Source organism: Pseudoalteromonas sp. MEBiC 03607, from assembly GCF_004792295.1.
Taxonomy (GTDB): domain Bacteria; phylum Pseudomonadota; class Gammaproteobacteria; order Enterobacterales; family Alteromonadaceae; genus Pseudoalteromonas; species Pseudoalteromonas lipolytica_C.
The window spans coordinates 3,449,440-3,462,492 of sequence record NZ_SRRY01000001.1 but is presented as its reverse complement, the minus strand read 5'-3'; the positions used below and the strand labels follow the sequence as shown (position 1 = coordinate 3,462,492).

13 protein-coding genes are annotated in these 13,053 nt (G+C 42.4%); 8 read left to right on the top strand and 5 right to left on the bottom strand.

From position 1 onward, the window contains the following. Nucleotides 1-149 precede the first annotated feature (149 nt). From E5N72_RS15730 to E5N72_RS15715, 4 genes are read left to right on the top strand one after another with little or no spacing between them, the layout of a single operon-like run. Nucleotides 150-1,607 carry a HAMP domain-containing sensor histidine kinase gene (locus E5N72_RS15730; protein ID WP_135925972.1) on the top strand — a complete coding sequence of 486 codons (1,458 nt, stop codon included), beginning with the start codon at nucleotides 150-152 and terminating at the stop codon, nucleotides 1,605-1,607. A 1-nt stretch (nucleotide 1,608) separates the two neighbouring features. Then, the gene (locus E5N72_RS15725) at nucleotides 1,609-2,136 is read left to right on the top strand and encodes a hypothetical protein (RefSeq protein ID WP_135925971.1); all 528 of its coding nucleotides are present in this window, start codon (nucleotides 1,609-1,611) and stop codon (nucleotides 2,134-2,136) included. A 2-nt stretch (nucleotides 2,137-2,138) separates the two neighbouring features. Next, on the top strand, nucleotides 2,139-3,482 hold the full coding sequence (locus E5N72_RS15720) for a sigma 54-interacting transcriptional regulator (RefSeq protein WP_135925970.1): 1,344 nt from the start codon (nucleotides 2,139-2,141) through the stop codon (nucleotides 3,480-3,482). Nucleotides 3,483-3,490: 8 nt separating this feature from the next. Then, the gene (locus E5N72_RS15715) at nucleotides 3,491-3,991 is read left to right on the top strand and encodes a DUF1543 domain-containing protein (RefSeq protein WP_135925969.1); all 501 of its coding nucleotides are present in this window, start codon (nucleotides 3,491-3,493) and stop codon (nucleotides 3,989-3,991) included. A gap of 1 nt (nucleotide 3,992) precedes the next feature. Here the strand turns inward: E5N72_RS15715 and E5N72_RS15710 are convergent, their stop codons facing one another. The 4 genes from E5N72_RS15710 to pdsR all read right to left on the bottom strand — a co-directional run bounded on the left by E5N72_RS15710 (nucleotide 3,993) and on the right by pdsR (nucleotide 7,351). Next, nucleotides 3,993-4,202: a hypothetical protein gene (locus E5N72_RS15710; protein ID WP_054551195.1), complete on the bottom strand. Its 210-nt coding sequence runs from the start codon at nucleotides 4,200-4,202 to the stop codon at nucleotides 3,993-3,995. 50 nt (nucleotides 4,203-4,252) lie between these two features. After that, nucleotides 4,253-4,423: a hypothetical protein gene (locus tag E5N72_RS20640; protein ID WP_158685596.1), complete on the bottom strand. Its 171-nt coding sequence runs from the start codon at nucleotides 4,421-4,423 to the stop codon at nucleotides 4,253-4,255. A 112-nt stretch (nucleotides 4,424-4,535) separates the two neighbouring features. Next, nucleotides 4,536-6,662: a proteobacterial dedicated sortase system histidine kinase gene (gene pdsS, locus E5N72_RS15705; RefSeq protein ID WP_135925968.1), complete on the bottom strand. Its 2,127-nt coding sequence runs from the start codon at nucleotides 6,660-6,662 to the stop codon at nucleotides 4,536-4,538. Continuing rightward, nucleotides 6,662-7,351 (bottom strand): proteobacterial dedicated sortase system response regulator, encoded by a 690-nt coding sequence (pdsR, locus tag E5N72_RS15700; RefSeq protein ID WP_054551197.1) that lies wholly within the window; start codon nucleotides 7,349-7,351, stop codon nucleotides 6,662-6,664. The genes pdsS and pdsR overlap by 1 nt, the downstream gene beginning before the upstream one ends. 219 nt (nucleotides 7,352-7,570) lie before the next feature. On the opposite strand from pdsR, the gene pdsO reads away from it, so the two are divergent. The 3 genes from pdsO to E5N72_RS15685 are packed head-to-tail and all read left to right on the top strand — an operon-like array spanning nucleotide 7,571 to nucleotide 10,910. Continuing rightward, complete coding sequence (pdsO, locus tag E5N72_RS15695) at nucleotides 7,571-8,308, top strand: sortase-associated OmpA-like protein PdsO (RefSeq protein WP_135925967.1); 738 nt, start codon at nucleotides 7,571-7,573, stop codon at nucleotides 8,306-8,308. 26 nt (nucleotides 8,309-8,334) lie between these two features. Continuing rightward, on the top strand, nucleotides 8,335-10,335 hold the full coding sequence (locus E5N72_RS15690) for a marine proteobacterial sortase target protein (RefSeq protein ID WP_135925966.1): 2,001 nt from the start codon (nucleotides 8,335-8,337) through the stop codon (nucleotides 10,333-10,335). Continuing rightward, the gene (locus tag E5N72_RS15685) at nucleotides 10,323-10,910 is read left to right on the top strand and encodes a class GN sortase (protein ID WP_135925965.1); all 588 of its coding nucleotides are present in this window, start codon (nucleotides 10,323-10,325) and stop codon (nucleotides 10,908-10,910) included. Before E5N72_RS15690 ends, E5N72_RS15685 begins: the two co-directional genes overlap by 13 nt. On the opposite strand, the gene E5N72_RS15680 is transcribed toward E5N72_RS15685, so the two are convergent. After that, nucleotides 10,817-11,764: a DMT family transporter gene (locus tag E5N72_RS15680; RefSeq protein WP_105174819.1), complete on the bottom strand. Its 948-nt coding sequence runs from the start codon at nucleotides 11,762-11,764 to the stop codon at nucleotides 10,817-10,819. The genes E5N72_RS15685 and E5N72_RS15680 overlap by 94 nt on opposite strands. A 123-nt stretch (nucleotides 11,765-11,887) precedes the next feature. Here E5N72_RS15680 and proB point away from each other — a divergent pair, with 123 nt between their 5' ends. Then, a complete protein-coding gene (gene proB, locus E5N72_RS15675; RefSeq protein WP_135925964.1) occupies nucleotides 11,888-12,991 on the top strand; it encodes a glutamate 5-kinase in 1,104 nt (367 codons plus the stop codon). Nucleotides 12,992-13,053: the final 62 nt, after the last annotated feature.

Genomic DNA, 13,053 nt, shown 5'->3' with positions numbered 1-13,053 from the left:
TTATCTTAATTTTCAATTGGTTGTGTTGTTGCAAAATAGCAACGTTGCGCCTGATTTAGGCAGTAAGTTGTCTTTTTTCAGTTCGGATTCAGCGAGTGTCTAAGTTCATTCACGAATAATGAATGCCAGCGTTTCTTATGAGGGTAAGTATGCAAAGTAGCATAGTAATTAAGTGCAAACAGTGTTTAAGCTGGCGACCAAGCCTAATTGGTCAGTTTGTATGTAGTATTTTACTTTCCTTATTACCATTGTGTTTAGTGGTGATTTTGTTTTTAAACGCACTGAATAAACAGCTGGCTGTTACGCAAGAAATTGTGGGTGATAATGATGAAATCACTAAGGTATTTAACAATTTAAAGCAAGACTTAAATAGCCTTGAAAGAGCAACGCGGCAAAATTGGGTACTCAAGAGTGAATCTTTAGATACATTAATTGAAAATAAGTGGAGTTCATCAATTCAGCGTATTGATGAACTGATCTTTTTAAGTCCTACGGCTGATTATATTTTGCAGTGGCGTCAATTAGCTGAGGTTCTGCAATTTGCACAGCAGCATCTTTTATTTGAACAAAAGCAAGATGGTGAGTTATTTGCCCCCGCAAGTAAGTTAATTAGTGAGCAAACCAATTGGCTTAGAGAGCAAAACGAATTACGTATAACTAAAAACCAGCAACAATTAAAAGCATTGCAAACATCTTTTATTAACTGGTTAGTAGCACTTATTCCTTTGACTCTACTCGTAGGCGGAGGGTTTTTATGGCGGATCAGTGGTCGTTTACGAGAGCTAACGAGCGTGATTGATAAGCTAGGTCAAGGCCATTGGCAGCAAAAAATAAATGTCCGAGGCTCGTCTGAGTTAGTTGAACTTGGCAACAAACTAGAATGGGTTCAAGCTCAGCTGTATATGTTGGAGCAGCAAAAAGATACGTTTTTGCGTCATGTAACTCATGAATTAAAGACCCCACTTGCTTCAATGGTTGAAGGAACTGATCTATTAACAGATGAAATTGTTGGCCCTATTAATGATGAACAAAAAGCAGTCCTTGAGCTAATCACCCAAAGCATGGTGCGACTTAGAGCAATGATAGAAAGTTTACTTAGTTATAATGCGATTCGTACTAGTAAAGAGACAGTAACTGAGCTTAGTTTTGCCGCCATAAAAGATAAGATTGAGCGTCACTTTGAACATCGTCTAGTTGCACGTGAACAATCACTGTTATGGGTTGATGAGCTGCCTAAAAAAGCACTTTATATTTCAATTGAGTTACTAGAAATGATCTTGATCCAACTCACTTCTAATGCAATCAAGTTTTCGCCTGAACAAGGCTGTGTCACGATTAAAGCGAATTTCAAACATGGCAAACTTATTATCAGTGTTATTGATCAAGGACATGGAATTGATGATTCCGAAAAGGCCGCGGTATTTGGTGCGTTTTATCAAGGCAAAAATGCAAAACAGCAGAGCGAGATGGGCAGTGGCTTAGGTCTCACAATTGTTAAAGAAACCGTAGAGCAATTAAATGGCAAACTCTCTATTACAGATAATGAACCTCAAGGGTGTGTTTTTACCGCCGAATTACCAATTCAATTAACCGAAGGAGTTTACTGACATGGGCTTAGCACATAAAGCCAGTTTTATCCTCATTGCATGCTCGATGCTTATCACGGGCTGTACATTAACGCAAAAGAAGCCCGTAACAGAGGTGAAGACAGAAAATAATCAGGTCGCATCGCAAGGAAAACCTAATCCTAAACCGCGCCCGAAAAGCGAGCCAAACTACCCGCCAGCAAGTACTGTGATTGCTTGGCATGCAGCACAGTGTGGTGGTTATAAAGCTAGTACGTCAAAGCTAAATTTTTTCGGTGAGAATGAATTGAAAAGCCTTTTTAAATCAATATGTTTGTTAAGTGCTACAGAACCTGAAAAAGCACTTGCTCAACTTGAAAAAAGCGATCACGCCTATTACTGGCCTGACGATATAAAGCAGTATCTTTGGTTGCAAAAGCAACATTTACAGCAAAGCTTAGCAGCAAAACAAGCAAAGCAAGCGCTAAGTGATGAAATGGAAAAAACCTTGTCGTCGCTTGCGACTATCGAACAACAACTTCTGCTACGTGAAGAAACCAAGGAGCAGTAATCATGAGTGAAGAAACAAAACCACGGGTTTTATTAGTTGATGATGATGCCAGCTTATTAAAATTACTGGCTATTCGGATTGAATCTAAAGGCTATCAGGTAAGCACAGTCGAAAGTGGTATTGAGGCGTTACAAGCGTTAAAAAATCAAACTTATGATGCGGTGATCACCGACTTAAGAATGGATGAAATGGACGGCATGGCTTTGCACCGTCAGCTACAAAGTCGTTATCCTTCAATGCCGGTGATTATGATGACAGCACATGGTTCGATACCTGATGCAGTTGAGGCAACTAAACAAGGTATATTTGCTTTTATTACCAAGCCTGTAGATAAAGATGAGCTGTTCGACAGCCTTGCTAAAGCTATCGAAATTCATGGTGTACACGGCGATGAAACACCGACACAAACTAATATTGTCACCCGTAGCGGGGCGATGTTGCATTTACTTGAGCAAGTTAAATTGCTTGGTCCAACGCAAGTGAATGTGTTGATCTCTGGTGCCAGCGGCACAGGTAAAGAGTTGCTTGCACAAGCAATACATCAACACAGCCATGTTAGTGACGGGCCATTTGTGGCAATTAACTGCGGTGCTGTGCCGGGGGAGCTTTTAGAGTCTGAATTATTTGGGCATAAAAAAGGCGCGTTTACAGGTGCAGTCAAAGATCATCAAGGTTTGTTTCAACAAGCACAAGGTGGTACCCTTTTTCTAGACGAAATTGGTGATATGCCGCTAAATTTACAAGTAAAACTGCTGAGGGTTTTACAAGAGAAAACGATTCGTCCTGTGGGCTTTCAAGAAGAGATCCCAATTGATGTGCGTGTGGTGTCGGCGACCCATAAGAACCTCCCAGAGGCAATCAATAATCAGCAGTTCCGAGAAGATTTATATTACCGATTAAACGTGGTGAACTTAAAACTGCCTCCGCTTTGTGAACGCCGAGAAGATATTAGTTTGCTAGCACAGCATTTTGCAGGTCTTATTGCTAAACGTATGGGGCAAGAGCAAAAGCAGTTTGCCAACGATGCGATGCATGCACTGGTTCGCTATGACTGGCCGGGTAATATTCGTCAATTACAGAATGTGATAGAGCAGGTAGTAGCTCTTACACCGGGTAAAGTGATTGCAGCTCAGTTGGTAGAGAGTGCATTAAACAGTAATATTAGTATTGCTGAACCGCTTTCGTTAAATGATGCAAAAAAAGAATTTGAGCGAGATTATTTAATTAATACGCTGAAGATGTCAGCAGGTAATGTTGCCGAAGCCGCAAAACTTGCGAAACGTAATCGCTCAGATTTTTATAAATTAATTAAAAAGCACAACATTAATGTTGAAAGCTTAATATAAGGAAAAACATGGCGCTTTTTTTAGTCTATCTGGGCGGTCGTATTCAAGGTTGCCACATTGAAATGCACGACGTTCGATTTGTCGTAGGCGATAACATTGAAAAAACCTATTCAAAACTTAAAGCACAATGGGTGGGTGATAAAAGCAATGTGCACATGGATAGCTATATGCAAATTCAGCATATTGATGGCTATCAGGTCGAAGTGGTTGATACCCAGCATCACCAAGCTGAAAAACTATACTTTGTAAATTTAGGTGCCTATCGAGCTGATAGTCTTGCTGAGCAACATGATTTTGCATTGTATGTTGCGCGTAGCAGTGAAGAAGCTAAACAACGCGCTAAAGAGTCTTTATTGGCTGGAATGACTCATCTACATAAAGATGATTTACATGATGTAGACGATTGTTTTGCGATTGATTTGTTAGATAGCAACTTATCAATCAAATTAACGCCAAGCGGGCAAGCACAAGCAATGAAGCCCGATTGGTTTGGCTATCACGTGCTATAAACTATTCTTGGTTATCGTTTTTACTGGCAACTTTAAAGGCGATAATCACCAATCCAAACAAGGCAAATGGCAGTGCAGCGAGTAAATACTCAACGGTATGGCTGTCTTGATAGTTAGGCTGAAGTAGGAAGTGACCTGCAACACAAAGTAAAATAGCCACGAACAAAACGGGCAGTAAAATCAGTTCTTTTTTAGGTGAGTGTTTTTTCATTACAAGGCGTTATATTCCAAAGGTGCGCCATTGTAATGAGCTACCCTTAGCTAGGTCAAATAAGTTGCTTTGTAGTTTGCTTTATATTGCGCTGTATCAACTTTTTTGGTGTCAGCTTTTACAGGCTGCTTTTTTGGAGCCGCTGGTTTATCGGTTGTTTCATTATAGCTAAATAGCCCCATAATGAACTCAATCTCTTCACGTTGTAATCCAGATCGCATGATGCCCTCCAAAAATAATTTGCCTTTTGTATTACAAATATTACGTCCTGTAATCTGAATTATCGGTGAATATCGCGCCACTAAACTGTAATCATATGTAACGCAAATGTGCTTATTTAATAGGCAGTTCCACAGTAAACACAACACCTGTGCCATCATCTAAATTTTCTGCTAATACTTTACCGTGATGGTAATCGCAAATAAGCCTTACAATATAAAGACCTAAACCCAAGTGGGGCTGCTGCTGATGTTGCTGACTTCTCACTGAGACCATTGAGTCGAAAATATGTTCAACTAATCCATCAGGTAATAGAGGACCTTGGTTGCTAATTGTTAGTACTGCGTGTTGATCTTGCTTGGTTAAACTCACGGAAATTGTGCTTTGCGGGGTTTTAAACTCAAGTGCATTGTTGATGAGCTTATCGAGTAATTGCGCAATAAATTCTGGTGCGCCGCTGACATTTAACGGCTCTTTATCAAGCGACAAGGTAAATAGACTTTCACCATAGGTTATTTGATAGCCCTGCATGCAGCCGGTGATCACCTTGGTCAGGTCAAACTCTTCTGCCTCGGCATTTTGAATACTTTGTTCAAGGCGCGTTGCTTCACTCATGGTGGTAATAATTTTACCTAACCGCTCAACCCCTTCACTGGCACGGTCGAGGTATTTTTGACTCAGTTCAGATTGAGGCTGCATTTGTAGGTTTTCAAGCGATGACCGCACAACAGCAACTGGTGTACGAAGTTCATGGGAGAGTCGCGATGACATATTTTCTAAGTAATCAGTATAACCACTTAAGCGACTAACAATGTTGGCAAAACTGCGAGAAAGGTCGCCAATTTCGTCATTCGAATCGGCATAAGTAATTTTGCCGGTGATGCGCCCTTGAGCATCAATAGCTTGCTCGGCATTGTCACGTAAGCGGCGAATACGGCTAGAAATTCTTGAAGCAAAAAAGAACAGTGTCACAGTGCCAACAAGCATCACCGCTAAAATGACATTAAAGAGCTTCTCTAACGATTTATTACGTAGGGTGCGCACGCCATTGGTGGTTTCTTCTGCGATTACTGCACCAATGACTTTATCTTGGATCCAAATAGGGTAGGCCGCCGATAAAATAACGGCTTTGTTATCTGGGGTTAAGCGCCATGATGATGCGGGTTTCCCATTTAAAGCACTGGCTATGTGAGTACCTTGCATCGCTGCGACATCATGTAAGGTATCAATAAACTCATTTTCAGGGCGAGTTAAAATTTTATAGTAAAGTGGGTGTAAGTAATCTTGCTCAAAGCGTTGCCACCAGGTTGTTGCTGGCTCCTCTTTTAGGCCGTCTGCCCACACGCCATCAGCATGATGAATTGAGCCTGATTGCGCAAGTACACGATGATGGTTATCGACGACCCAAATTCGACTACCACTGTGGCCCATGCCTTTCAAAATACGGTTAATTTCTGGCGAAGGCACCAAAACAGAGCCGATATCATTGGGATTTTGCAGGTTTGAAGTCGACATAAGCTGAGGCTCAACCTTGTCTTCATCCCAGTCTTCAATAGCAAAACCGAGCTTATTACCTAACATCGAAAGCGGAAAACGCAGCTCTATGTTGTAACCTGTGTCGGTGCTTTTAAAATAGCCTTGGATTTTAGTGACAGGCTCTTGTGTTGTGGCATCAAAGGCATTAACCCAGCCATCTTGACGGGCGGCCACCACATAACTTTTAAATTCACCTTCAGGTGTTTTTAACATGATCTGTAAGTGATCATTACGGGTAAAGCTAAGCACATTTTTAGCACGATACACCAGTGAGCTATCAGTGACTTTAAATGCCGCATAAAGGTAGTTTTCGTATTTGCCTACCATGTGATCAAAACTTAGATCACTATCTTGATGATCATTACTTAACCCCTGTAAGTAGCGCTTGTCATAATGCCAAAATAAGCTTTGATAAGGCTGCCATTCCGACAATTTACCATCAAGTTGAATCGGGTTATTTAGGTTATAGGCATATAAATCTCGGCCTTTTACAACTTGATCTAAAAAGTTGGTTTGCGAGTCAAACAAAGCAGGGCGCTCATGTAATGCGGTTGCAAGTGCGCGGGTGGTGCCCACTAAGGTTTTTTCTTGCCCTTGCCTTAAGAACTTTTCCATTTCCCAAACATATTCATAGCCAAGCCAAGGCAATAAAAATAAAAAGCAGGATAAGAAAATAAACTTAGTTCTAAGCCCCAAACGCAGCATTAAGCTTGCTCCCAGCGATAACCCATACCGTAAACGGTATCAATGCAGTCAAATGCACCATCTAAAGCAATAAATTTTTTACGAATGCGTTTTACGTGTGAAGTAATAGTGCTGTCATCAACATAAATTTTCGCATCACTCATTAATTCGTTGCGGCTTTTTACATGGCCTGGACGCTGTGCAAGTGAATGTACCATCCAAAATTCTGTCACAGTTAAATCAACCAGTTGCTCTTGCCAAAAAACCTGCATGCGCTGAGTATCTAACTTTAACGGGCCGCGATGCAAAAGAGCGGTTTGATCGGCGGGTTGATCAAAGGCATCAAGGCGTCTAAACAAGGCACCAATGCGAGCAGCAAGGTGCGCCATACTGATGTCTTTGGTTAAGTAATCGTCGGCTCCCATGCGCAGGCCGCATACGGTATCAATTTCGCTATCGCGGGCCGTTAAAAATATAATCGGTAAGGTTTTAGAAAGACTGCGTAATGTTTGGCAAAGTAAAAAACCACCATCCACTTCATGGCCAAGGCCAATATCAACAATGGCTAAATCGGGTAAAGATTGACTAAATGCCAGTTCAGCACTAGCTCTGTCAGCAAAGCCTACAACCTGATAGCCCTGAGCGCTGAGCATTTCTGTGTAGTTTTCGCGGATTGCTGTTTCATCTTCAACGATTGCTATTTTCTTCATTGTTAATACTTACTTAAATTCTTTCTATAGCGAACTATACCTAATTTTTTGCCTTACGTACTGGCAAAAACGCGATTGCCATTTTTCTGCCACAATTGCTCAGCAGTTTGCCTTTTTTGATCCCCTTTATTGCCATTTCGACTTGTTTTAATAGCTCCATACCAAGTTCGCAACATCAACCAATGTTGCCAAGCAATTAAGTAGAAAAAGGATTAAACCATGAAAAAATTAATTATTGCCGCTGTTATTACGTCTGCTGTATCTGTAGCCCCTTTTGCAGAGGCTGCGAGTAAAACAAAGCAAGAAACACCAAAAGAAACAGCCATTGGCTTAGGTGCTGGCGCAGTTGTCGGTGGTTTGTTAGGAGGCCCAGTGGGCGCATTTGTTGGCGCGTTTGCTGGCGGTTTAATTGGCGAAAAAGAAGCGGCAGACAACACTATTGATGAACAAGCCCACGCATTAGTTGTAATGAAAGAGCAAACCGCAGATTACCAACAAGTGATTGCCGATAACGCAGCCCTAAGTGAGCAGCTTGAATTATTGGCTGACGAAAAAGAGCAGTTACTACAAGCCCAATTAAACACCTTATTGGCGATGACGGTACAGTTTAAAACCGGCTCTAGCGAAATAGCCCCGCATTTTGCTAATCAACTCGACAAAGTCGCGCAGTTACTGATTGCCCAGCCAAATCTGGCTATCGACTTAAATGGCTTTGCAGATCAACGTGGTGATGAATTGGCTAATCTAATGCTTTCAAAACAGCGTGTAAATGCTGTGCAAAGCTACTTAATTAAACAAGGCGTACCTCATACGCGCTTAACCGCAACCGCTTTTGGTGAGCAGCAAAGTGTTGCTGATTCAAATAACTACGAAGAAAACGTGTTTGACCGCCGCGTAACCTTAACGACACGCCCTGTGTCACAAAGCAGCTTACGTACAGCACAAAGTAACCACTAATTCATCGGTCGATGGAGTGACATATTATGTTGAGTAACCGTACCAAAAGGCTCCTTTTTGGGAGCCTTTTTATCCTCTTATTAGGTTATGCAGTTAACCCTGCATTTGCGGCCAATGCCAGTGCCGAACTGCGTTTTTATGATGATTCAAATAGCCAAGTGTCGTCGGGCTTATTGGTGAAAAACGATGTCACTATGACGCTCACTGGGCTTATCAATCATGTTGTGGTTAAACAACGTTATCAAAACCCGCACCCGTTTGCAGTAAATGCCCGTTATGTGTTTCCGTTACCTGATGAAAGTGCAGTTCATGCCATGCAAATGCAAATTGGTGAGCGCATTATCACCGGTAACATTGCCCTTAAACAGCAGGCTGAGCAGCAATTTGAGCAAGCTCAAAAACAGGGTAAACGGGCTGCTTTAGTTCGTCAGCAGCGTGCGAACATTTTCTCAACTGATGTGGCAAACCTTGGAGCAGGGGAGGAGATTGAAATTACCTTGCAATACCAAGAGATAATCGGTTTTCGAGATGGTGTGTTTTCACTGCGCTTTCCAACCACTATTACGCCGCGCTACGAACCTTTAACGGCAGAACTGCAGCAAAAAGCGAATCTAGAAACAAAAGACACAGAACAACAGAGCGAAGCAACAGCTAATACAGCGCAAGTGGCATCAGCGTGGCTAAAGCCTGTTTTTCATCGTGCACAAAGCCAAGAGTCTGATGCGAGCCTAAACCTTGCAATTGCGATGGATATTGGCCTTGAACTCAGTGATATCAACGCTAATTTAGCGGGCATGCAAATCGATAATCCAAGTTTTGGTCGGTACCAGTTATCACTTAATCGTGATGTTCCAATGGATAGAGACTTTGAGCTGACATTTAAACCCCTTGATAAAGCCCACTCTCAGGCTGCATTTTTTACCGAAACAGTAGCAGGGCAAGAATATGGTTTACTAATGTTAGTACCGCCAAGCGATCACTTTACCTCGCAAGCTCGTCTGCCTCGCGAAATGGTATTTGTTGTTGATACCTCCGGCTCAATGCATGGCCAATCAATGGAGCAGGCCAAACAAGCCTTGTTTTATGCTTTATCGTTATTAGATGAAAATGACAGTTTTAACATCATAGGCTTTGATAACGAAGTGTCGGTATTAAGTGATACGCCAATGATTGCCAATGACTTTAACATTCGCCGTGCAGAGCGCTTTATTTATGGCTTACAAGCCGATGGCGGCACCGAAATCGCAAAAGCACTGACTCAGGTACTTGATGGTAAACAGCATGATGGTTTTGTACGCCAAGTGGTGTTTTTAACCGATGGCAGTGTGGGTAACGAAACGCAGCTATTTAAACAAATTCAAACAGATTTAGGTGACAGCCGACTCTTTACCGTCGGTATTGGTAGCGCGCCTAATAGCTTTTTTATGACCAGAGCTGCTGACATTGGTCGTGGTACATTTACTTTTATAAGTAGCACCAGCCAAGTACAGCCAAAAATGCAGCTACTTTTTGATAAGCTGGCGCATCCAGCAGTTACTGAGCTTGCTCTTGAAGGCGACAAAGCAGCCCTTGAGTATTGGCCATCGCCATTACCTGACTTGTATTTTTCAGAGCCGGTTTTGGTTGCCGTGAAGCTTGATGGCAGTCAGCACTTAACATTAAAGGGGCAGACAAACACAGGACCAATGACGATTAATTTAGCAACTGCCAATGCTGCACACGGCGAAGGTATCGCTAGACTCTGGGCCAGACAAAAAATTAAGTCGTTGCTGCTTTATAACGAAAAACAGGCGGTACGCGCAGAAGTCGAAGCTCTGGCACTTCAGCATCATTTACTTAGCCCTTTTACAGCCTTTATTGCAGTTGATAACTACGCGGGTAATGAGGTTGCAGAGCGTTCAATGCAAGTGCGAAACAAACTTCCTAACGGCATGACGCTACCGCAAACCGACGGACAAAGCCGGGTGTTTATGTTACTTGGATTGTTGTTGCTTTCATTCTCGTGGTTATGGCAATGGCGACGCTAAAAAAAGCGCTGCCGGTATGCAGCGCCTTACTTGGTATCGCATTGTTTGTTAATGGTGGCTATATGCAGGCGAAAGCTTGGCTGGCACAGGCATTGATTGAATCTGCTTGGCAGCAAGCTTTGCAAAGTCCTAATGAGCAAGTAAGGCCTTGGTTTTACGCCGATGGTTATGTCACTGCACACATAAATTGGCCAAGTCAGCAGCAAGAATTGACTGTACTTGCTGGTGCATCGGGGCGAAACCTCGCGTTTGCCCCCGGGCATTTTTTACCAAGTGGTGAACTTGGCAGCACAAAAGGGGTGTTAATTGCGGGTCATAACGACACCCACTTTGCATTTTTAAAACATGTTGCAGTGGGTGAGCAGTTCTCTATGCAGTTGCAAAATGGCCAGATTGAACACTATCAAGTTCGCAGCATTGATATTATTCATCAAAGCGAACAGGGCTTTTTAGCACAATCAGGCCTGTATTTATTAACCTGTTACCCTTTTGACTCGTTAGCTTCCGGGACTGAGTTTAGGCTATTGGTGTCGGCTGATAAATTATCGTCGTCTACGTCAACTTTCAGCTCTTGATGACGTTGACTAACAATAACACCGGCGAATACCACTGCGATACTCACCCATTGCCAAAGTGTGAGTACTTCGCCAAGTAGAATGGCTGACAAAATTAACGCAAAAATTGGAATGAGGTTTGAGTAAGCAGCAGCGGTTAATACCGACACTTTACTGATGGCGTAGTTGTACATGCCATAGCCGCCTAAAGTGACACATGAGCCTAAATATAAAATACTCAATAGGGCACTTAAATCGTGCTGATTTTCGCTGGGTAGTTCGATAAAAAATAAAAAAGGCGCAAAGAATAAGCTACCGCTGAACCCTTGAATTGCAATTAAAGTAAGTGGTGAGTAACGAGCTACTAGGTGTTTTACGCTCACGGTATAAAACGCCGCGCACACCATCGCCATCAATTCTAAAAAGTTACCGAGCAGTGGGTTAGGGGCTTGCTCTGTGCTTGGTGATAATAGCGTTAATAAAATACTGCCACCAATACACAAGGTAAAACCAACGACGATGGCTTTACTGATGTACTCTTTTAATATTAAGAACGCCAAAATAGCGACGATAATTGGTAAACAAGAGACAATTACCCCAGCTTGCGATGCAGAAGTATATTCAAGAGCATGCCCTTCAAATAAATAATAGAAACAAGGCTCAGCCAGTGACATACCAATTAAGTACTTCCAGTCACCTGGTTTGAACTCAAAGCGGATCACATAGCGCCATAAACATAAGCTAATCAATAACGTGGTTAGCATTCTTAAGAAAATGACTAACACAGGATCATAAACATTGATTGCATGCTTTAATGCAATGTAGGAGCTTCCCCATAAAAAGGTCGCGATAATTAAGCATAAACTGGCTGGCATAGGTGTCGCTATTGAGTAAAAAAACGAGAGCGCGATCCTAGCATGAATTTTTTTAACTTGTTCAAAAACTGTTAGCTGTTATATATATACAAACTACCTCAAGATGCAGAATATAAGAATCAAATGCAAAGGCCACACGTCGTTGTTGTAAAGCTGGGCACAAGCGTGCTGACAGGCGGTACCGACAAATTAGATAAAGCACACATGGTTGAACTTGTTCGCCAATGTTGTGAATTAAAAAAACAGGGTTATCAGGTTGTTTTAGTATCAAGTGGCGCGGTTGCCGCAGGTCGCGAGCAACTTATTACTCCCTGTGGTCGTTCTTTGATTGAAAAACAAATGCTTGCCGCTATCGGCCAAGGGCAGCTTATTCATATTTGGCAGAGCTTGTTTGCTTTGTATGGAGTGAATGTTGGGCAAATGCTCTTGACCCGCGCCGATGTAGAAGACCGTGAACGTTACTTAAATGCCCGCGATACCTTAAATGCGCTACTCGCTCATAATGTGGTACCAATTATTAACGAGAACGACGCCGTGGCCACCGCCGAAATTAAAGTCGGCGATAACGATAACTTATCTGCTTTAGTCGCAATTTTAGCAAATGCAGAAAAGCTGTTACTGCTAACTGACCAAGAAGGTTTATTTACCGGTGATCCGCGCTCTGATGTGAATGCCACACTCATCAATGAAGTGACGCATATTAATGATGAACTCAGAGAGCTCGCTGGTGGCAGTGGCACAACCCTAGGTACCGGAGGTATGGCAACCAAACTGCAAGCGGCCGATATTGCACGTCGCGCCGGTGTTGAAGTCATTATTGCCAAAGGCGCTGGCAAAAATGTGATTTTAAATTGCATGGCCGATAAGCTCCCAGGTACACGATTTTTAAAACTCACCGCACCAAAAGATGGCCGTAAAAAGTGGCTTCTTGCTGGGCCTAAAAGTAGCGGACAATTAGTGATTGATGATGGCGCAAGCGCCGCGCTTAAAGAACGTGGCGCAAGCCTTTTGGCTAAAGGCGTAAAAACAGTGCGAGGGCAATTTGAACGTGGTGATGTGATTGAAGTAGTGACGAGTCAAGGCCAGTGTATTGCTAAAGGTCTCGTTAATTTTAATCATCAAGAAATTGATCAAATTAAAGGTTGCCATTCATCGCAAATCACCCAGTTGCTTGCGTTTGCGCCGAGCAGTGAAGTTATTCACAGAGATGATATGATTTTGTTATAGTTTTTTAGTATTTCTGATAAAGTTAACTAAACTAAAGTTATATATAGTTTTGGGGACTTTAT

Bases quoted from the DNA above. Each gene is read 5' to 3' on its own strand.
- E5N72_RS15720 (WP_135925970.1), top strand. From the start codon at position 2,139: ATGAGTGAAGAAACAAAACCACGGGTTTTATTAGTTGATGATGATGCC.
- E5N72_RS15710 (WP_054551195.1), bottom strand. From the start codon at position 4,202: ATGAAAAAACACTCACCTAAAAAAGAACTGATTTTACTGCCCGTTTTG.
- E5N72_RS20640 (WP_158685596.1), bottom strand. From the start codon at position 4,423: ATGCGATCTGGATTACAACGTGAAGAGATTGAGTTCATTATGGGGCTA.
- proB (WP_135925964.1), top strand. From the start codon at position 11,888: ATGCAAAGGCCACACGTCGTTGTTGTAAAGCTGGGCACAAGCGTGCTG.
- pdsR (WP_054551197.1), bottom strand. From the start codon at position 7,351: ATGAAGAAAATAGCAATCGTTGAAGATGAAACAGCAATCCGCGAAAAC.
- E5N72_RS15685 (WP_135925965.1), top strand. From the start codon at position 10,323: ATGGCGACGCTAAAAAAAGCGCTGCCGGTATGCAGCGCCTTACTTGGT.
- E5N72_RS15690 (WP_135925966.1), top strand. From the start codon at position 8,335: ATGTTGAGTAACCGTACCAAAAGGCTCCTTTTTGGGAGCCTTTTTATC.
- pdsS (WP_135925968.1), bottom strand. From the start codon at position 6,662: ATGCTGCGTTTGGGGCTTAGAACTAAGTTTATTTTCTTATCCTGCTTT.
- pdsO (WP_135925967.1), top strand. From the start codon at position 7,571: ATGAAAAAATTAATTATTGCCGCTGTTATTACGTCTGCTGTATCTGTA.
- E5N72_RS15680 (WP_105174819.1), bottom strand. From the start codon at position 11,764: ATGCCAGCCAGTTTATGCTTAATTATCGCGACCTTTTTATGGGGAAGC.
- E5N72_RS15725 (WP_135925971.1), top strand. From the start codon at position 1,609: ATGGGCTTAGCACATAAAGCCAGTTTTATCCTCATTGCATGCTCGATG.
- E5N72_RS15715 (WP_135925969.1), top strand. From the start codon at position 3,491: ATGGCGCTTTTTTTAGTCTATCTGGGCGGTCGTATTCAAGGTTGCCAC.
- E5N72_RS15730 (WP_135925972.1), top strand. From the start codon at position 150: ATGCAAAGTAGCATAGTAATTAAGTGCAAACAGTGTTTAAGCTGGCGA.